21 protein-coding genes are annotated in these 19,115 nt (G+C 70.9%); 12 read left to right on the forward strand and 9 right to left on the reverse strand.

Features of this window, described 5'->3' with window-relative positions:
* Positions 1-64: 64 nt before the first annotated feature.
* The 6 genes from WU80_RS13210 to WU80_RS13235 form a co-directional block, all read right to left on the reverse strand.
* A complete protein-coding gene (locus WU80_RS13210; protein ID WP_055403131.1) occupies positions 65-1,219 on the reverse strand; it encodes a glycosyltransferase family 1 protein in 1,155 nt (384 codons plus the stop codon).
* Between the two features lie 89 nt (positions 1,220-1,308).
* Positions 1,309-1,824 carry a DUF3592 domain-containing protein gene (locus WU80_RS13215; protein ID WP_055403132.1) on the reverse strand — a complete coding sequence of 172 codons (516 nt, stop codon included), beginning with the start codon at positions 1,822-1,824 and terminating at the stop codon, positions 1,309-1,311.
* Positions 1,821-3,446 carry a 2-succinyl-5-enolpyruvyl-6-hydroxy-3-cyclohexene-1-carboxylic-acid synthase gene (gene menD, locus WU80_RS13220; protein ID WP_055403133.1) on the reverse strand — a complete coding sequence of 542 codons (1,626 nt, stop codon included), beginning with the start codon at positions 3,444-3,446 and terminating at the stop codon, positions 1,821-1,823. The genes WU80_RS13215 and menD overlap by 4 nt, the downstream gene beginning before the upstream one ends.
* A 38-nt stretch (positions 3,447-3,484) precedes the next feature.
* On the reverse strand, positions 3,485-4,267 hold the full coding sequence (locus tag WU80_RS13225) for an alpha/beta fold hydrolase (protein ID WP_055403134.1): 783 nt from the start codon (positions 4,265-4,267) through the stop codon (positions 3,485-3,487).
* On the reverse strand, positions 4,264-5,181 hold the full coding sequence (locus WU80_RS13230) for an o-succinylbenzoate synthase (RefSeq protein ID WP_231633820.1): 918 nt from the start codon (positions 5,179-5,181) through the stop codon (positions 4,264-4,266). Before WU80_RS13230 ends, WU80_RS13225 begins: the two co-directional genes overlap by 4 nt.
* 50 nt (positions 5,182-5,231) lie before the next feature.
* On the reverse strand, positions 5,232-6,836 hold the full coding sequence (locus tag WU80_RS13235) for an amidohydrolase (RefSeq protein WP_055403136.1): 1,605 nt from the start codon (positions 6,834-6,836) through the stop codon (positions 5,232-5,234).
* A gap of 78 nt (positions 6,837-6,914) precedes the next feature.
* Between WU80_RS13235 and fadD8 the strand changes: the two genes are divergently transcribed.
* Positions 6,915-8,516 (forward strand): fatty-acid--CoA ligase FadD8, encoded by a 1,602-nt coding sequence (gene fadD8 / locus WU80_RS13240; protein WP_055403137.1) that lies wholly within the window; start codon positions 6,915-6,917, stop codon positions 8,514-8,516.
* A 70-nt stretch (positions 8,517-8,586) separates the two neighbouring features.
* On the opposite strand, the gene WU80_RS13245 is transcribed toward fadD8, so the two are convergent.
* The gene (locus WU80_RS13245) at positions 8,587-9,135 is read right to left on the reverse strand and encodes a TetR/AcrR family transcriptional regulator (RefSeq protein WP_055403138.1); all 549 of its coding nucleotides are present in this window, start codon (positions 9,133-9,135) and stop codon (positions 8,587-8,589) included.
* 81 nt (positions 9,136-9,216) lie between these two features.
* Here WU80_RS13245 and WU80_RS13250 point away from each other — a divergent pair, with 81 nt between their 5' ends.
* The 10 genes from WU80_RS13250 to WU80_RS13295 all read left to right on the forward strand — a co-directional run bounded on the left by WU80_RS13250 (position 9,217) and on the right by WU80_RS13295 (position 17,411).
* Positions 9,217-10,098, forward strand: a complete 882-nt coding sequence (locus WU80_RS13250) for an aldo/keto reductase (RefSeq protein ID WP_055403139.1) — start codon at positions 9,217-9,219, stop codon at positions 10,096-10,098.
* 72 nt (positions 10,099-10,170) lie between these two features.
* Positions 10,171-10,635, forward strand: a complete 465-nt coding sequence (locus WU80_RS13255) for a nitroreductase family deazaflavin-dependent oxidoreductase (protein ID WP_055403140.1) — start codon at positions 10,171-10,173, stop codon at positions 10,633-10,635.
* Positions 10,632-11,534 carry a 1,4-dihydroxy-2-naphthoyl-CoA synthase gene (locus WU80_RS13260; RefSeq protein WP_055405769.1) on the forward strand — a complete coding sequence of 301 codons (903 nt, stop codon included), beginning with the start codon at positions 10,632-10,634 and terminating at the stop codon, positions 11,532-11,534. Before WU80_RS13255 ends, WU80_RS13260 begins: the two co-directional genes overlap by 4 nt.
* A gap of 31 nt (positions 11,535-11,565) precedes the next feature.
* Positions 11,566-12,462 (forward strand): SDR family oxidoreductase, encoded by an 897-nt coding sequence (locus WU80_RS13265; protein WP_055403142.1) that lies wholly within the window; start codon positions 11,566-11,568, stop codon positions 12,460-12,462.
* Positions 12,463-12,491: 29 nt separating this feature from the next.
* A complete protein-coding gene (locus WU80_RS13270; protein ID WP_055403143.1) occupies positions 12,492-12,899 on the forward strand; it encodes a VOC family protein in 408 nt (135 codons plus the stop codon).
* 97 nt (positions 12,900-12,996) lie between these two features.
* Entirely contained in the window at positions 12,997-14,238 is a 1,242-nt protein-coding gene (locus tag WU80_RS13275) for an inorganic phosphate transporter (RefSeq protein WP_055403144.1), read from the forward strand.
* On the forward strand, positions 14,238-14,537 hold the full coding sequence (locus WU80_RS13280; RefSeq protein ID WP_055403145.1) for a hypothetical protein: 300 nt from the start codon (positions 14,238-14,240) through the stop codon (positions 14,535-14,537). Before WU80_RS13275 ends, WU80_RS13280 begins: the two co-directional genes overlap by 1 nt.
* 56 nt (positions 14,538-14,593) lie before the next feature.
* Positions 14,594-14,896 carry a DUF3349 domain-containing protein gene (locus tag WU80_RS13285; protein WP_055403146.1) on the forward strand — a complete coding sequence of 101 codons (303 nt, stop codon included), beginning with the start codon at positions 14,594-14,596 and terminating at the stop codon, positions 14,894-14,896.
* Positions 14,897-14,955: 59 nt separating this feature from the next.
* Positions 14,956-16,047, forward strand: coding sequence for an o-succinylbenzoate--CoA ligase (menE, locus tag WU80_RS13290; RefSeq protein ID WP_231633821.1), 1,092 nt, complete (start codon positions 14,956-14,958; stop codon positions 16,045-16,047).
* An 11-nt stretch (positions 16,048-16,058) separates the two neighbouring features.
* Positions 16,059-17,411 (forward strand): hypothetical protein, encoded by a 1,353-nt coding sequence (locus WU80_RS13295; RefSeq protein WP_055403148.1) that lies wholly within the window; start codon positions 16,059-16,061, stop codon positions 17,409-17,411.
* A 115-nt stretch (positions 17,412-17,526) separates the two neighbouring features.
* Here WU80_RS13295 and WU80_RS13300 read toward each other — a convergent pair whose 3' ends face one another.
* Together WU80_RS13300 and WU80_RS13305 are read right to left on the reverse strand one after the other, a co-directional pair.
* Positions 17,527-18,186, reverse strand: a complete 660-nt coding sequence (locus WU80_RS13300) for a DUF2064 domain-containing protein (RefSeq protein ID WP_055403149.1) — start codon at positions 18,184-18,186, stop codon at positions 17,527-17,529.
* Positions 18,183-18,836: a glycosyltransferase family 2 protein gene (locus tag WU80_RS13305; RefSeq protein WP_055403150.1), complete on the reverse strand. Its 654-nt coding sequence runs from the start codon at positions 18,834-18,836 to the stop codon at positions 18,183-18,185. Before WU80_RS13305 ends, WU80_RS13300 begins: the two co-directional genes overlap by 4 nt.
* 62 nt (positions 18,837-18,898) lie before the next feature.
* Between WU80_RS13305 and WU80_RS13310 the strand changes: the two genes are divergently transcribed.
* Positions 18,899-19,115, forward strand: a 217-nt coding sequence (locus WU80_RS13310) for a hypothetical protein (RefSeq protein WP_197285991.1), incomplete at its 3' end; no start/stop codon positions are given.

Below are 19,115 nucleotides of genomic sequence, written 5' to 3' on the forward strand. Positions count from 1 at the left end.
TATTAAGTCAGGATGAGGACAGCAAACCTTCACCACGTTGGGCGGCGCGGCGCCGCCCGGCAGCTCAACCGCCCTGGGCGTACCGCTTGGTGAACATCCGCTTGCGGGCGAACGGCGACAACACCGCCTCGTAGTGGCCGAGCAGCTCGTCGCAGATCACCGGCCAACTGCGGCCGAGCACGCTGCGCCGGGCCGCCAGCGCGTAGCGGTGGCGCTCGTCGATCAGGTGGGTGACGGCCGCGGGCAGCCTCGCCTCGAACTCGTCGACGCCCAGTAACAAACCGGTGCGCCACGGCGTGACAAGGTCGCGTGGGCCGCCGGCGTCGGGGGCGATCACCGGCAACCCCGACGCCAGCGCTTCTTGCACGACTTGGCAGAACGTCTCGTGTTCGCCGGGATGCACGAAGACATCCATGCTGGCGTATGCCACGGCGAGCTCTTCGCCGTACAGCGCGCCGGTGAAAACCGCCGTCGGCATTGCTTTTTGCAGCTTGTTCCGGTCGACACCGTCACCGACGATGACGAGTTGCAGGTCGTCGCGCGCCGCCAGCGGGGCCAACCGCTCCACGTGCTTCTCGGGCGCCAGCCGGCCGACGAACCCAACGATCGGCTTGCCGTGCGGCGACCATCGCCGCCTGAGCGCCTCGTCGCGGGCCGACGGGGCGAACCGCAGCACGTCGACACCGCGTGCCCAGTGGTGCACCCGCGGAAAACGGTGCGCCACAAGGGATTCGATGGTCACGCTGGACGGCGCCAGCGTGCGGTCGGCGAGGCTGTGCAGGTGCCGGAACCACGCCCACGCGGCCCGTTGCGTCATGGGGATGCCATAGCTTGCCGCGAAACCCGGTACGTCCGTTTGATACACGGCGACCGTCGGCACGCCCAGCCAGCGGGCCGCCTTGACACCGCCGTAGCCGAGCAAGGCCGGCGACGCCAAATGCACGACGTGCGGGTCGAATCCGCGCAACACGCTCACCATCCGGGGTGTCGGCACGCCGAGGGGCAGCGTGGTCACCTTGGGGAACATGCGCGACGGGACTCGGTGCACCCGAATCCCGTCGTAGATACGATCCGCCGGAGCCGCGCCGGGTGGGGTGTCCGGCGCGACGACCAGGGCTTCGTGACCGGTCCGACGCAGATGCTCGAGGACCCGGATCACCGAGTTGCTGACACCGTTGACTTCCGGCAGGAACGATTCGGCGACGATGGCAACGCGCACGACACTACGGTCTCAGCACCGGCTGTCGCGAAGGTTGCCTGCGGGCATACGTCACGCGAAATCTGCTGGTCGGGCGCAGTGAACCCCAGCTAGGCGGGTGTGATCTTCGCCTCGGGCCGGCGATCCAGCAGCTTGTCCAGCAGCGCCAGCCCTACCAGGAGGACGGCGGCCACCAGCCAGCACACCACCGCGATGGACCCCGCCGGGATGATGGCCAGCCCGGCGTTGCGGTGCTGCACGCGAACCAGGTTGGGGTCGTTCTTGTTGTATTCGACGTAGATCCGCATCCCGGTCGCCAGGTGCGACGGGTACAGCACGCCGAGTTCGGGACGATACGTGACCCGCTCGGGGGTGACGAATTCGATGGTGGAGCGGCGCGGCCCGGCGCTGAGCACCTCGGCCTGCGCCACCCCCATGTTGTGTTGAATCGCAAGGTCGTCGCGCCACGCGCCGGCGACCAACAGGACCGACTGCAGCGTGACCAGGCCGGTGACGATGAGCACCGCGATCCGGGCCCAGCGCAACGCGATCCTCGCCGGGGTCTGCGGCGGCTTGTCACTGCGCCCGTGAATCAGGATGCGCAGTAACGCTTTTGGGCTCGTCACAGGGCGGCCTTGATGGCGGCATGCAGCTGTCGCAGCGACGACCGGTCGGCCTTGACCTCCAATACCCGCATCCCGGTGGGCGGTTCGTCGAGCGCCGCGCTCAATTGGTCGGCCTCGATCTGACGGCTCTCGACGTGATAGGCCCGACACAGCGCGCCCACGTCGACGTCGTGCGGCGTGCCGAAGATGCGCGAGGACACGTCGGAGAACCGCGGGTCACCCTGCTCGAGCAGCTCGAAGATACCGCCGCCGTTGTCGTTGGAGACCACGATGGTCAACTGGCGCGGGGTCGGCTCGGTGGGGCCGATCAGCAGCCCGGAGCTGTCGTGGACGAACGTCAGATCGCCGATCAGCGCGACGGTGCGCCCCTCGTAGGCGAGGGCGGCCCCGATCGCGGTGGACACCGTGCCGTCGATGCCGGCGACCCCGCGGTTGGAGCGGACCCGGATGCCGTGGGTGTCCAGGCCGACCAGGGCCGCGTCGCGAACCGGGTTCGACGCCCCGAGCACCAGCTGGTCCCCCGGACGCAGCGCGTCGGCCACCGCGGCCGCCACGTGCAAACCCGTGGTCAGCGGGTGCGCCTTCAGCTGCCCTCGCACGGCCTCGATCGCGTGCCGGTTGACCTCCGCGCAGCGCCTCAACCAGGCCGGATTCGGCGTGCCGCTGGTGACCGCCCGCGTCCCGGTGGCCTGGGAGTTGCCCGAGACGTCCGGCCAGCGCGGCCCGGTGGTCAGCGCGTACACCGGAACCTGCGGGTCGGCCAGCAACGCCGATACCGGCCGGTGCAGGGTAGGGCGGCCGAGCATGATCACCTGCTTGGGCCGCAGCAGCGGCAGGGCCAGCGGGTGCAGGGGGTTGGTGGGGGCCGGCGCCGTGGGCTCGGCGACCGTCGGCAACTCGGCGAGGTTGGGGTGCGTGCCGGCGCCGTGTCCGGCGATGACGATGGTGTCGGGCGAGAGGTCGATGTCCAGCGGCTGGTCGAAGGTGACGGCCGGGGTGTAGGTCCACGGGCGTCCGTCGGGCCGTCCCGGCGGAACGGTGGCGCCGTGGGGCTCGGGATCGGGCACCAGCGGTTCGCGCAACGGGATGTCGAACTGCACCGGCCCGGCATTGGCGGTGCGAGATCCCGTGGCGGCGGCCAAGACTCGGCAGGTGGCCGATCGCCAGGTGGCGTTGAGCCCGTCCAGCCGCTCGGGCGCGTCCTCGGCCAGGCCCAGGCTGATGGCGGCGCGGACCTGGGTGCCGAAGTAGCCCAGCTGCTCCATGGTCTGGTTGGCCCCGGTGCCCAGCATCTCGTAGGGCCGGTTGGCCGACAACACGATCAGCGGCACCCGCGCGTAGTTGGCCTCCACCACGGCCGGTCCCAGGTTGGCCACGGCGGTGCCCGACGTCATGGCGACACACACCGGGGCGCCGGCGGCGATCGCCAGCCCGATGGCCAGGTAGCCGGCGGTGCGCTCGTCGATGCGGACGTGCAGCCGGATCCGCCCGGATCGGTCGGCGTCCTGCAGCGCGAACGCCAGCGGCGCGTTGCGCGACCCCGGGCAGAGCACGACGTCGCGGACGCCGCCGCGAATCAGCTCGTCGACGACGACGCGGGCCTGTGTCGTCGAGGGGTTCACTCCTACAGCCTGTCACAACCCGCCGACCGGGGCCGGGCTCAGTTGCCGGCGAAGAACTTCAGCGCGGCCTCGTTGACGGCGTCCGGGCGCTCGAAGAAACCCAGGTGGCCGGCGTCGGGGATCTGCACGTACCGGCCGTTGGGCAGCGCGTCGGCGACCTCGCGCCCCAGGTAGGGCGGCGTCAGCACGTCGTCGGAGAAGCCGATCACCAGCACCGGGGTCGCGATGGCGCGGTAGGCGGGCAGCCGGTTGGTGTACGGGGCGACGTCGAGCTGGCAGCGGGTACCGGGGGTGGACTTCATCGGCCACATGGAGAACATCGCGATCCAGTCCGCCACGGCGACGTCGTCGTTGAGCGTCTTGCGCGAAAAGTTCTCCAACAGACGGATTTTCGCGTCGTAGGAGTTCGGCAACTGGACGCCGGCGTCGCTGAGTTCGGCCTCGGCGTCGCGGAAGAACTGGCGCGCCTTGTCCATGCGGCCCCGGGTGCCCATCAACACCGCGGAGCTGACCAATTCGGGCCGGGCGAGCATGAGCTCCTGGGCGATGAACGCCCCCATCGACATCCCCACGATGCGGGCCGGGGCGGCGTCGAGGCCCTCGATCAGCGCCGCGGTGTCGGCCACCATCGTTTGCGTCGTGAAACCCTGCGCGTTCTCGGTGGCGCCGATTCCGCGGTTGTCGAAGGTGATGACGCGGTAGCCGGCGGCCAGGAACGCCGGCAGCTGATACGGGTGCCAGGTCCGACCGGCACCGCCGTGGCCGCTGATGAACACCACCGGCTCGCCGGAGCCGCGGTCGTCGTAAGCCAGGTTGATCACTCGGACGACGGTACAAGCAGCGGGTGGCAGGCCTTGACCCGGTCGATCCACCACTGCCGCCGCTCCGGGGCCGCGGCCAGCGCGCGGAGTCGCTCCGGATCCGGCGTCACCGGCCCGACCGCCAGGGTGCCGTCGACGGGCGGGGCGACGTCCGCCACATCCCGCACGAACAGCCCGCCGGTGCCCAGGCCGCAGGCATGGCGCAACGCGGGCAGCGCGGCGGCCGCCGCCAGCCCCTGGCTTATGCCGACCGCCGAGTCGATCGCGCTGGAGACCACGACCGGGATGTCGATCTGCGCGGCGATCGACAGCATGGCCGAAATGCCGCCCAGCGGAGCGACTTTGAGGACCGCGACGTCGGCGGCGCGGGCGCGGACGACGGCGAGCGGGTCGTCGGCCTTGCGGATGCTTTCGTCGGCGGCGATCGGCACGTCGACCCGCGCGCGCAGCGCGGCGAGTTCGCCGACCGTCGCGCAGGGCTGCTCGAGGTACTCCAGCGGGCCGTCGGCGGTCAGTGCGGCGGCCGCCCTGGCCGCTTGCTCGACGCTCCAGCCGCCGTTGGCGTCCACCCGCACGGTCGGCACGAGTTTGCGCACGGCGTTGACCCGCTCGACGTCGTCGGCCAGCGTCTGGCCGGGCTCGGCGACCTTCACCTTGGCCGTCCGGGCGCCGGGGAACCGGGCCAGCACCTCACCCACCCGGGCGGCGTCGACGGCCGGCACGGTGGCGTTGATCGGGATGCGGTCGCGCAGCGGCGGCGGCGGGGGGCGGTAGGCCGCCTCGATGCCGGCGGCCAGCCAGTGCGCGGCCTCCGGCGGCTCGTACTCCAGAAAGGCCCCGAACTCCCCCCAGCCGGCGGGGCCCTCGATGAGGGCGACCTCCCGGGTGGTGATGCCGCGGAACCGCACCCGCATCGGCAGCGCGACCACGTGCAGGCGCGCCAGCAGCTCCTCCAGCGTCGGCTTCACGCGCCGTAGACCTGGCGACCCGCCAGAAACGTCGCGCGCACCTCGAGGTCGGCGATCCGCTCGGGCGGGACGGTTCGCGGGTCGGCCGACAGCACCACCAGGTCGGCGTACTTGCCGACCTCCAGCGAGCCGACCACGTCGTCGGAGAACAGCTGCCAGGCCGCGTCGATGGTCTGCGCGCGGATGGCCTGCTCGACCGTCAACCGTTCCTCGGGCGCCAGCACCCGGCCGCTGGGCGCCGTGCGGGTGACGGCCACGCTGATGTTGCGCAGCGGCTCCTCGGGGGTTACCGGCGGGTCGTTGTGCAACGAGATCCGCATGCCCGTGGCCACCGCGGAACCCGCTGGCATCCAACGGGATCCGCGCTCGGGACCGAACAGGCCGTCGACGATGATGTCGCCCCAGTAGTGGATCTGGTCGACGAAGATGCTGCAGGTGACGCCGAGGTCGGCGGCGCGCCGCAGCTGCTCGGGCCGGATGGCGCCGACGTGCTCGAGGCGCAGCCGGTGATCGTCGCGCGGGTGGAGCTTGAGCGCCTCCTCGTAGACGTCGAGGATGGTGTCGACGCCGGCGTCGCCCTGCACGTGGCAGGCCATCGGCCAGCCCAGCGGGAAGTAGGCGCCGACGATCTCGCTGAGCTGTTCGCGGGTGTAGTTGGCGTGCCCGCAGGAGCCGGGCGGCACCCCGATGGTGCGGGTGGCGTCGGTGTCCAGGTAGGGAAAGGACAGGGCGATGTTGCCGACCCACGGGGAGCCGTCCACCCAGATCTTGATGCCGACCCGGCGCACCATGTCGTCGCCCTGGCCGGGGGTGGCGTCGGTGCGCATCTGCGGGTTGGAGATCTCGTAGGTGCGCAGCCGGACCGTGAGGTCGCCGCGCAGCCGCTCGACCACCGGACCGAACGCCGGGTGGAAGGCCATCTCGGAGCAGGTGGTCAGGCCGGCGCGGTTGAGCCGGGCGCACTCGGCGAGCAGCATTGCCGGATAGTCTTCGGGCGCGATGGCCCCGGTCAGCAGCGGAAACACCGCGCCGGTCTCCTCGGCGGAGCCGTCCAGGTCGCCGCGCGCGTCGCGGCCGAATCGCGCGCCCTTGGGATCGGGGGTGTCGCGGGTCAATCCGGACCGACGGGCGGCATGCGAGTTGAAGTAGGCCTTGTGCCCGGAGTTGTGGATGATGACCAGCGGCCCGTCGGGCGCGGTTTCGTCGAGCCAGTCCAGCGTCGGCTGCGGCAACCCGCGCTGCAGCAGCGGATCCCAGCCGTTTAAGTAGGCGCCGTCGGCACCCCGGGCGGCGACCTCGCGGCGGACCGCGGCGACGACGTCGTCCGCTTCGGGCAGCGTGACGGGCCGGATGTCGACGATCCGGTCGCTCAGCGCCAGCGCCTCCATCAGCGGATGGCCATGCGCCTCAACGAATCCCGGCATGACGCAGCCGTCACCGACGTCGATGATCCGGGTGTCCGGGCCGAGGTGCGCCTCGATTTCGGCGCGGGTGCCGACGGCCACGATGCGGCCGTCGGCGACGGCGAGCGCCTCGGCGGTGGGCCGCTTCTCGTCGACGGTCAGCACGGTTCCGGTGACGACGAGATCTGCGGCGGCCATGTCCAGGGATGCTAGTGATCAAGGCGTCGGTTGAGGGGGTGGCTGACTAAAACTGCAACACGTTCTAGTGTTGGCCTCATGAGTGACGAGCTACTGCGCCATCCCATTCATTCCGGACACCTGACCGTAGGTGCGCTCAAACGCAACAAGGACAAGCCGGTGCTGCACCTCGGCGACACCACGCTGACCGGTGGCCAGCTCGCCGAGCGGATCAGCCAGTACATCCAGGCGTTCGAGGCGCTGGGCGCGGGCACCGGCGCGACCGTCGGGCTGCTGTCGCTGAACCGGCCCGAGGTGCTGATGATCATCGGCGCCGGGCAGACCCAGGGTTACCGGCGCGTGGCGCTGCACCCGCTGGGCTCGCTGGACGACCACGCCTACGTGCTGAACGACGCCGGGGTGACGTCGCTGATCATCGACCCGAACCCGATGTTCGTCGAGCGGGCGCTGGGCCTGCTGGAGAAGGTGCCCGGCCTCAAGCAGATCCTGACCATCGGCCCGGTCCCCGAGGCGCTCGGCGATTCCGCGGTGGACCTGGTGGCCGAGGCCGCGAAGTATTCGCCCAAACCGTTGGTGGCCGCCGACCTTCCGCCCGACCACATCGGCGGGATGGCCTACACCGGCGGCACCACCGGCAAGCCCAAGGGTGTGCTGGGGACCGCGCAGTCGATCACCACGATGACCACGATCCAGCTGGCCGAGTGGGAGTGGCCGGAAAACCCGCGCTTTTTGATGTGCACCCCGCTGTCGCACGCCGGGGCGGCGTTCTTCGTGCCGACCATCATCAAGGGCGGCGAGCTGGTGGTGCTGACCAAGTTCGACCCGGCCGAGGTGCTGCGGGTGATCGAGGAGCAGAAGATCACCGCGACCATGCTGGTGCCGTCGATGATCTACGCGCTGATGGACCACCCCGATTCGCACACCCGCGACCTGTCCTCGCTGGAGACCGTCTATTACGGCGCCTCGGCGATGAACCCGGTGCGGCTGGCCGAGGCCATTCGCCGCTTCGGGCCGATCTTCGCCCAGTACTACGGGCAGTCCGAAGCCCCGATGGTGATCTCGTATCTGGCCAAGAAGGACCACGACGAGAAGCGGCTCACCTCCTGCGGGCGACCCACCCTGTTCGCCCGCACGGCACTGCTGGACGGCGACGGCAACCCGGTGCCGCAGGGCGAGGTCGGCGAGATCTGCGTGTCCGGGCCGCTTTTGAGCGGCGGCTACTGGAACCTGCCGGAGGAGACGGCCAAGACGTTCTCCGACGGCTGGCTGCACACCGGTGACATGGCCCGGGAGGACGAGGACGGCTTCTGGTTCATCGTCGACCGGGTCAAGGACATGATCGTCACCGGCGGGTTCAACGTGTTCCCGCGCGAGGTCGAGGACGTCGTCGCCGAGCACCCGGCCGTCGCGCAGGTCTGCGTGATCGGCACGCCGGACGAGAAGTGGGGCGAGGCCGTCACCGCCGTGATCGTGTTGCGGCCCGACCATCCCTCCGACGAGGAGTCGGTGGCGCGGGTGACCGTCGAGATCCAGTCCGCCGTCAAGGAGCGCAAGGGTTCGGTGCAATCGCCCAAGCAGGTGATCGTCGTAGATTCGGTGCCGGTGACCGCGCTGGGCAAACCCGACAAGAAGGCCGTGCGCGCGCGGTTCTGGGAGGGCGCCGAGCGCGCCGTGGGCTAAGTGCTTGCGCCGAGCGTCACGCCAGCGCGGCGCTCAGCGGCTGCCGTCGCGCTGGCGTGACGCTCGGTGATCAGGCGGCGGCGATGCCCGCGGCCAGCAGGTCGAGCATGCGGCCCGTCTGTTCCGGCGAGCCGCTGGCCATGAAGATGCCGATCAGGCTCGACACCACGTCGTCGGCCTGCACATCGGGGCGCAGGCTCCCGTCCTCGGCGCCGGCGCGCAACAGCAGGTCCACGGCGCCGACGATGCTGTCGCGAGTCTGGCTGGCCTGCATTGCGCCTGAGTCGAAGATCGCGTGCAGCGATTCGGCCATTCCGCGCTTGGCGGCCACGAAGGCGGCATAGCGGTCCATCCAGCGGCGCAGCGCAGCCCTGGGCGGATGCCGCTTGAGCAGCCGTTCCGCCGTCGCGGCCACTTCGGCGAGCTCGGCGCGGTAGATGGCCTCGACGAGCGCCTCCCGATTCGGGAAATGGCGGTACAGCGTGCCAATTCCCACGCCGGCGTCGCGCGCGATGGCCTCCAGCGATACGGATCGCCCCTCGGCGGCGGCGAACGCCGCCGTCGCGACCTCGAGCAGGCGCTCCCGATTCCGGCGGGCGTCCGATCGGATCCCAGCCAAGCGGAGGCACCTCCGTTTCTGCTACCGTCGAATAAGCGGAGGATCCTCCGCATCTTCCCCATTGTGACACCAGGGAGCACCATGACGGACAAACCACAGCCGGGCGGTCCCGGCAACATCGGCGCGTCGACCGTCGCCCGCGTTGGCTACGGCGCGATGCAGCTGTTCGAGGGCGCATCCGTCGAGGACGCGGCCGCGGTGCTGCGCCGCGCGGTCGAACTCGGCGTCAACCACATCGACACCGCGTCGTTCTACGGCCCCGGCGAGGTCAATCGGCGGATTCGCGCGGCGCTGTTCCCCTACGCCGACGACCTCGTCATCGTCAGCAAGGTCGGGGCTCGCTTCACCGGCGAACAGCCGATACCGCTGGCGGCGGCGCAGAAGCCCGCGGAACTGCGCGCCGCGGTCGAGGACGACCTGCGCCAACTGGGCCTGGATTGCGTCCCGGTGGTCAACCTGCGGCGCATGGACCTCGGGCCTGCTGCGGCCGCCGGGGGCGACCAGGACGTCGACCTCGACGACCAACTCGCCGAGATGATCGCGCTGCGCGACGAGGGCAAGATCGGTGCGATCGGCATCAGCAGCGTGCCGCTCGATGTGGTGCGGCGGGCGCTGCCGGCGGAGATCGTCTGCGTGCAGAACGCCTACAGCCTGTTCGACCGCTCGCAGGAAGCCACGCTGGACCTCTGCAAGTCGGAGGGCATCGCTTGGGTGCCCTACTTCCCGCTGGGATCGGCGTTTCCGGGTTTCCCGAAGGTCGCCGACCATCCCGTGGTCGTGGACATAGCCGGCCAACTCGGCGTCACCGGCGCCCAGGTCGGCTTGGCTTGGCTGCTGGCGCACGCGCCGAACACGTTGCTGATTCCGGGCACGCGATCGGTCGAGCACCTCGAGGAGAACCTCGGCGCGGGCGACGTCACCCTGGACGCCGGCGCGCTGGCAAGGCTGGCCGCCGTCGGCTAGCTGGTTACTGCGCCGAGCGTGCGGCTGGCCGGAGACTGGGCACGTTACGGCCGCGGGGTAACGTCGCGGGCTATGGGAAGCGGCAAGCCGATCAAGCCGCCGTGGTGGCTGAAGCCGGCCAACAAGGTCTTCATCCAGATGTCGCGGCTGGGAATGAGTTTCGGTGGCGAGAGCCCCGTCGTGCTGACCGTCAAGGGCCGCAAGTCCGGGGCGCCGCGCTCGACGCCGGTGACCCCGATGACCGTCGACGGCCACCAGTACGTCGTCGCCGGGTTCCCGGGCGCCGACTGGGTGGCCAACGTGCGGGCCGCCGGTGAGGCGACGATCGCGCGCGGCAGGCAGGTCCAACGGGTGCGGATGGCCGAACTGTCCGCCGACGACGCCCGGCCGATCCTGCGGCTCTTCCCCACCGAGGTGCCTACGGGAGTCGGCTTCATGACGCGGGCGGGACTGGTCACCGAGGGCCGCCCCGAGGAGTTCGAGGCGCTGGCCGGCCGCTGCGCGGTCTTCCGTTTCGAGCCGATTGAAAAGCCATGACCGACAACCCCTTTGACGCCGCCCAATGGCGGCCCGTGGACGGGTTCGACGGCCTGACCGACATCCCCTACCACCGCCACGTCGCCGACGCCACGGTGCGGGTGGCGTTCGACCGGCCCGAGGTGCGCAACGCGTTCCGGCCGCACACCGTCGACGAGCTGTACCGGGTGCTCGACCACGCGCGGATGTCGCCCGACGTGGGCGTGGTGCTGCTGACCGGCAACGGGCCGTCGCCCAAGGACGGCGGCTGGGCGTTCTGCTCCGGCGGCGATCAGCGCATCCGCGGGCGCAGCGGCTACCAATACGCCAGCGGGGAAACGGCCGACACCGTCGACACCGCCCGCGCCGGCCGGCTGCACATCCTCGAGGTGCAGCGGCTGATCCGGTTCATGCCCAAGGTGGTCATCTGTCTGGTCAACGGGTGGGCCGCCGGCGGCGGGCACAGCCTGCACGTGGTCTGCGACCTCACCCTGGCCAGCCGCGAGCACGCCCGCTTCAAGCAGACCGACGCCGACGTCGGCAGCTTCGACGGCGGCTACGGCAGCGCGTATCTGGCGCGGCAGGTGGGCCAGAAGTTCGCCCGGGAGATCTTCTTCCTGGGCCGCGCGTACACCGCCGAGCAGATGCACCAGATGGGCGCGGTCAACGCCGTCTTCGACCACGCCGACCTGGAGCGGGCGGGCATCGAGTGGGCGGCCGAGATCAACGCGAAGTCCCCTCAGGCGCAACGGATGCTGAAGTTCGCCTTCAACCTGCTCGACGACGGGCTGGTGGGTCAGCAGCTGTTCGCGGGCGAGGCGACCCGGCTGGCGTACATGACCGACGAGGCCGTCGAGGGCCGCGACGCCTTCCTGGAGAAGCGCCCACCCGACTGGAGCCGGTTCCCCCGCTACTTCTAGGGGCTCGGTAGGCCGCCCCTAGACTCCCCCCGTGAGCAAGAGTCCCCTCAGCAGGTTCAAAGACCAGCTCGTCCTGGCCACCATGCGCCCCCCGATGGCCCCGCAGGTGCTGGTCAACCGGCCTGCGATCAAGCCGGTCGACCTGCGGGGCAAGCGGATCCTGCTGACCGGGGCGTCGTCGGGCATCGGCGAGGCCGGGGCCGAACTGCTGGCCCGCGCGGGCGCGACCGTGGCCGTCAGCGCGCGCCGCAAAGACCTGCTGGACGCGCTCGCGGACCGGATCGCCGCGACGGGTGGCACCGCGCTGTCGATGCCGTGCGACGTCTCGGACATGGACGCCGTCGACGCGCTGGTCGCCGACGTTCAGGAGCGACTCGGCGGGGTGGACATCCTGATCAACAACGCCGGCCGCTCGATCCGCCGGCCGCTGGCCGAGTCGCTGGATCGCTGGCACGACGTCGAGCGGACCATGGTGCTCAACTACTACGCGCCGCTGCGGCTGATCCGCGGGCTGGCCCCCGGGATGCTCGAGCGCGGCGCCGGCCACGTCATCAACGTATCGACGTGGGGTGTGCTGTCCGAGGCGTCGCCGCTGTTCGCGGTCTACAACGCGTCGAAGGCGGCGCTGTCGGCGGTGAGCCGCGTCGTGGAGACCGAGTGGGGGCCCAGGGGCGTGCATTCGACGACGCTGTACTACCCGCTGGTGGCCACGCCGATGATCGCGCCGACGAAGGCCTACGAGGGCATGCCGGCGCTGACGTCGGAAGAGGCCGCCGAGTGGATGCTGACCGCGGCCCGCACCCGGCCCGTGCGGATCGCCCCGCGGATGGCGATCGCCGCCAAGGCGCTGGACACGTTCGGCCCCCGCTTGGTCAACACGCTCATGCAGCGGCAGCGGATTCAGCCGAATCGCGCGGAAGGCGACTGAGCCCAGACCAACGTGATAGACACGAGGTCATGGAGATCCTGGCCAGCCGGATGCTGCTTCGACCGGCGGACTACGAGCAGTCGCTGGCCTTCTACCGGGACCGGATCGGCCTGGCGATCGCCCGTGAATACGGCGCGGGCACAGTGTTTTTCGCCGGCCAGTCGCTGCTGGAGCTGGCCGGCTACGGCTCCCCGGATCACTCGCGGGGCCCCTTCCCCGGCGCTTTGTGGCTCCAGGTCCGCGACATCGAAGCCACCCAGGCCGAGCTACAAAGCCGCGGCGTCGAGATCGCCCGCGAGGCGCGCCAAGAACCGTGGGGCCTGTTCGAAATGCACGTCACCGACCCCGACGGCATCACGCTGATCTTCGTGCAGATCCCGCCCGACCACCCGTTGCGCCGCGACACCCGGGGTGAACGACGGGGAAAGTCCGGTTAACTGAGAGGTAACATCTGGCGACGAGTCTAGATACACCCGCGATTACGGTCCCGCTGCATTCGACAATGGAATCCCCCTACCACCAGAATCGGGCGCTGTGAACATCCAATTGTTCCTTCTGATCATTGTCGTAATCACGGCACTGGCTTTCGATTTCACGAACGGCTTCCACGACACCGGCAACGCGATGGCGACCTCCATCGCCAGCGGTGCGCTCAAGCCCAAGGCGGCCGTCGCGCTGTCCGCGGTGCTCAATCTCGTGGGCGCGTTCATGTCCACCGCCGTCGCCGCCACGATCGCCAAGGGTTTGATCGACGGGCACATCGTGACGCTGGAGCTGGTCTTCGCCGGCCTGGTCGGCGGCATAGTGTGGAACCTGCTGACCTGGCTGCTGGGCATCCCCTCGAGTTCTTCGCACGCCCTGATCGGCGGCATCGTCGGCGCCACCATCGCGGCCGTCGGCGCGCACGGGGTGATCTGGAAGGGCGTGGTGTCCAAGGCGATCATCCCGGCCGTCGTGTCGGCGATCCTGGCCATCGTGGTCGGGGCCGTGGCGACCTGGCTGGTCTACCGGATCACCCGCAACATCTCGGCCAAGCGCACCGAGGCCGGCTTCCGGTACGGCCAGTGGGGCTCGGCGTCGCTGGTCTCGCTGGCACACGGCACCAACGACGCCCAGAAGACGATGGGCATCATCTTCCTGGCGCTGATGTCCTACGGCTCGGTCAGCAAGAACGCCGCCATGCCCCCGCTGTGGGTCATCGTCGGCTGCGCGGTGTCGATGGCGCTGGGCACCTATCTGGGCGGGTGGCGCATCATCCGCACCCTGGGCAAGGGGCTGGTGGAAATCCAGTCGCCGCAGGGCATGGCCGCCGAATCGTCTTCGGCCGCGGTGATTCTGCTGTCCGCCCACTTCGGCTACGCCCTGTCGACCACCCAGGTCTGCACGGGTTCGGTGCTGGGCAGCGGGCTGGGCAAGCCCGGCGGTGAGGTCCGCTGGGGCGTCGCCGGCCGTATGGGCGTCGCCTGGCTGGTGACGCTGCCGCTGGCGGGGCTGGTGGGCGCGGTCACCTACTGGATCGTGCACCTGATCGGCGGCTACCCCGGCGCCATCGTCGGCTTCGCGCTGCTGATCGCGGTCTCCGCCACCATCTACATCCGGTCGCGCAAGGTCAAGGTCGACCACAACAACGTCAACGCCGAATGGAAGGGCGACCTGACGGCCGGGCTGGAGGACTCCGCGGAGCACCGGCCGCCCTCGGACGTGCATCCAACCAACGGCAGCGGCTCGTCCGGCCGCTACGACTCCGATGACCCGACGATGAAGGCGAACGCTTGATGAGTCACTTCGGCGACTGGTTCAACTACCAGGCTTCCCTCAAGATCCTGGTCTTCTCGATGCTGGCCGGGGCCGCACTGCCGGGGCTGTTCGCCCTGGGGCTCCGATTCCACGCGGTGGGCGCCGGACAGGCCGGCACCGACGGCAACTCGGCGCAGAAGAACCCGCTGCTGCTGGCGCTCGCGTGGGCGATCTACGCGGTGGTGATCGTGGTGATCGCCTTCGCCCTGGCGTACATCTCGCGGGACTTCATCGCGCATCACACCGGCGTCGCTTTCCTCGGGGCCAAACCCAAGTAGCATCGATTGATGCCCACCGAGTTACCGAGCCGGACACCGGGGGGAGTTGTACCAGCGTGAACGGATTTCTCAATTCGATCGTCTCGTGGTTGCGCGCGGGATATCCGGAGGGCGTCCCGCCGACGGACACCTTCCCGGTGCTCGCGCTGCTCGCCCGCCGGCTGTCCAACGACGAGGTCAAGGCCGTCGCCTGCGAGCTGATCCAACGGGGTGAGTTCGACGACGTCGACATCGGGGTGCTGATCACCCAGATCACCGACAACCTGCCCTCGCCCGAGGACGTCGAGCGGGTGCGGGTGCGGCTGGCCGCCCAGGGCTGGCCGTTCGACGACGCGGACGAGGTCGAGGACCCCGCATAGCCGTACTGCGCGCGCTCACCGTCCCGCCGGGCTCGGCCGTCTCGTCGCTGTTACCCGCCCTGGAACGGGTTTTGGACGGGCGCGACCCCGCGCTGGTGGCCCTCGCCCCCGGTTCCGACGCGTTGCGGGCGGGCCTGCGGGTCGGGGAAGACATCGACGACGACGTGGCGCTGGTGGCGACGACGTCGGGCACCACCGGAGCGCCCAAGGGAGCCCTGCTGACGGCGGGCGCGTTGACCGCCAGCGCGACGGCCACCCATGACCGCCTCGGCGGCCCGGGCAGCTGGCTGCTGGCGCTGCCGCCGCACCACATCGCCGGGTTGCAGGTGTTGATCCGCAGCGCGCTGGCCGGCTCGACGCCCGCCGAGCTGGACATCTCCGAAGGCTTCGACACTGCCGAATTGCCCGCTGCGACAAGGCGATTGGCACCTGGGCGGCGCTACGCGTCGCTGGTGGCCGCGCAGTTGGCCAAGGCGCTGGCCGACCCGGCGGCCGCGGCCGCGCTCGCCGAACTGGACGCGGTGTTGCTGGGCGGCGGCCCGGCCCCGCACCGCGTGCTCGACGCCGCGGCGACGGCCGGCATCCGGGTGGTGCGCACCTACGGGATGAGCGAGACCGCGGGCGGCTGCGTGTACGACGGGGTTGCGCTGGACGGCGTGCGGGTCCGGGTGGCGCCCGACGGGCGCATCGCGCTCGGCGGCGCGACCCTGGCCAAGGGCTATCGCAACCCGGTGGATCCCGACCCGTTCGCCGAGCCGGGCTGGTTCCGCACCGACGACCTCGGCGTCGTGGACGCGGCGGGCGTGCTGAGCGTCACCGGACGCGCCGACGACGCGATCAGCACGGGCGGGCTGACCGTGCTGCCCCAACTGGTCGAGGCCGCGCTCGACACCCACCCCGCCGTCGGGGAGTGCGCCGTCTTCGGCGTCGCCGACGACCGGCTCGGCCAGCGGGTGGTCGCCGCGATCGTGGTGGCCCAGGGGCACTCGGCGCCGACGCTGGAAGTGTTGCGCGCCCACGTGGCGCGCACCCTGGACCCCACCGCCGCCCCGCGCGAGGTGCACGTCGTCGAAGCGCTACCGCGGCGCGGCATCGGCAAGGTCGACCGGGCGGCGTTGGTGCGCCGGTTCGCCGGCCCGGGGAATCAATAGGCTGTTCGGTCGTGAGGGTGGCACGTCGCGAGTTACCGGCCGTCGCGGCGGCGGCGCTGTTGGTGTGCGCGGCGTTCGTGTTGCCGCGGCTGCATTGGGGTGTGCGGCCGCGCACCGACGTCGGTCAGGAGCGGTTCGGCACGCACACCGGGGCGGCCCCGATCTTCGGCGCCTGGGAAATCCACGCCAGCTGGGGCACCGGGCCCGCGATCGCCATCGCGGTCGCCGCCGTGTGGTGGGGATCGATTCTGGCACAACGTCTTTCGTGGCGCCTGTTGACCTTTGTCAGCTGGGCCACCGCCTGCGGGTGGGCCTTCGCGCTGGCGATGATCGACGGTTGGCAGCGCGGCTTCGCCGGCCGGCTGACCACCCGCGACGAGTACCTGTCAGCCGTGCCGGGCATCACCGACATCCCGGCCACCGTGCGCACGTTCGCGAGCCGGATCGTCGACTACCAACCGAACTCCTGGACCACGCACGTCTCGGGTCACCCGCCCGGCGCGCTGCTGACGTTCGTGTGGCTGGACCGGATCGGCCTGCACGGCGGCGCCTGGGCGGGGCTGCTGTGCCTGCTCGCGGGGTCCAGCGCGGCGGCCGCGGTGCTGATCGCGGTGCGCGCGCTGGCCGACGAGCGGACCGCGCGGCTGGCCGCGCCGTTCGTGGCGGTGGCCCCGACGGCGATCTGGGTCGCCGTCTCCGCGGACGGCTACTTCGCCGGGGTGGCGGCGTGGGGCCTCGCGCTGTTGGCGGTGGCGGTGCACCGGCCGGTTCGCTTCCCCGCCTTGACGGCCGCGGCCGCGGGCCTGCTGCTGGGTTGGGGCGTGTTCTGCAATTACGGCCTGATGTTGATGGGGCTGCCGGCGCTGGCGGTGCTGGCCTCGGCCGCCGACTGGCGGGCGGCGCTGCGGGCGCTCGGCCCGGCGGCGCTGGCCGCGGTGGCGGTGGCCTCGGCCTTCGCGGTCGCGGGGTTCTACTGGTTCGACGGCTACACCCTTGTGCAGCAACGCTATTGGCAGGGCATCGCCAAGGACCGCCCGTTTCCGTACTGGGGCTGGGCCAACCTGGCGTCGGTGGTGTGCGCGATCGGTTTGGGCGGCGTCGCCGGGGTCAGCCGGGTGTTCGACGTGGCGGCCATCCGTCGCCGCTCGGGGTTTCACCTGGTGTTGCTGGCCATGCTGGCCGCGATCGTCTTGGCGGACCTGAGCATGCTGAGCAAGGCCGAGGTGGAGCGGATCTGGCTGCCCTTCACCGTCTGGCTCACCGCCGCCCCCGCGCTGCTGCCCGTCCGATCACACCGAGTGTGGTTGGCGCTCAACGCCGCCGGCGCCGTGTTGCTCAACACGCTCATCGTCACCAACTGGTGATCCGGCGTGCGCCGGCGGCATTGCGTGTGAACCGACGGTGCCATTTTCTCGATCTCACCGCCCACGATTCACTCGCAAGACCCTGAGCGCACACGCGATCCGAACGCCTACCGGGTCACAGGCCGGCCGCGCGGGTGGCCTGCGCGAAGCGACTGGCCGGCCCGCACGCGTCACGCACCGCGGCCACGTCGTCGACGACGTCGAAGTCGGCCAGCCGCGGCGCCGCGTACGGCTCGATTCCCATGTCGTGCAACGCCCGATACGTCAGCAACCCGGTGTCGGATTGCGACATCGGGACGGTGCGCAGGCATTCGGCCGCCGCGGGGTCGCGTAAACCGAGCACCCACCAGCCGCCGTCGACGGCCGGCCCGAGCACGGCCGGCGCCTCGCGCAGCCGGCGCGCGCAGTCGGCCAGCATGTCGGCGGTCACCTGCGGGGTGTCCATCCCGATCTGCACCACCGGGTAGCCGTCGGCCGCGTCGGCGTGGGCGTTGGCGAGCCGGTCGGCGAAGTCGTCGCCGCGCTGCGGGATCACCGTGAAGGACCGCAACCGTCGCCGGATCTCGTCGGCGCCGGCGGCGCCGTCCAGGTCACCGGTCATGGCTACCACCCGGTTGGCCGCCGGCGTGGCGGCGACCGCGTCCAGCGTGTCCAGCAGTGCGGCGGCGGCGATCTCGGCGGCGACGAGGTCCCCGACCGTCGCCGCGAGCCGCGTCTTGGCCCGGCCCGGCTCGGGCGCCTTGGCGACCACCAGCAGCGTCACCGGCAGCGTCACGAGATCACCTTCCAGAAGTCGAGGATCGCCGTGACGCTCCCCCGCAGCGAGCCGCTGACCTTGGACTTGCCGCCGGTGCGGGGGCCGTAGCTGACGTCGAGTTCGACCACCCGCCAGCCGGCGGCCGCGGCGCGCACCAAGAGCTCCAACGGGTAGCCCGAACGCCGGTCGGCGACACCGAGATTCAGCAGCGCCTCACGCCGGGCCACCCGCATGGGCGCGATGTCGTGCACCGGCAAGCCGTGCCGGGTGCGCAGCCGCCAGCTCATCACCACGGTGCCCACCCGCGCCACCCACGGCCAGTGCAGCCCCGCCACCGGCCGGCGCCGCCCGATCACCAGATCGGCGCCCTGCTCGAGCGCGGCGACCAACCGCGGCAGGTCGCCGGCGTCCATCGAGCCGTCGGCGTCGATCACCGCCACGATCGGCGTGCTCGCGGCCACCACGCCCGCGTGCACCGCGGCGCCGTACCCGGGGCGGGGCTCGGCGACGACTCGGGCGCCGTGCCGCCGCGCGACCGCGGCGGTGTCGTCGGTGCAGTCGTTGTCGACGACCAGCGCCCGGTAGCCATCGGGGATGGCCGCCAGCACGGCGGGCAGCGACTCCTCTTCGTTCAGGCAGGGCAGCACCACGGTGACGGCGTCGGGCATGGACGGCTCAGAACCCGTGGCGGGTGCGTGGTTCCTGCGGGACGAGCGTCTGCTGGGTCTGCGTGTGCGGCGGCGCAACCGTCGACTGGTGCTGCGTGCTGGGGGGCGGCGCCGCGGTCGTCGGCGTTTGGGTCTCGGTCAACGGGGTCTTGGTCGCCGTCGGTGGCGTCGTCGTCGTCACGTGCGGCGGTGTCGTCGTCGTGGTCGTCGGCGTCGAGCTGGTTTCCGTCGTGGTGGTTGGCGTGGTGGTGGACGGCCCCGAGGCTGTCTCTTATACAC

Origin of the sequence: Mycobacterium sp. UM_11, assembly GCF_001414075.1 — a bacterium.
Lineage (GTDB): Bacteria > Actinomycetota > Actinomycetes > Mycobacteriales > Mycobacteriaceae > Mycobacterium.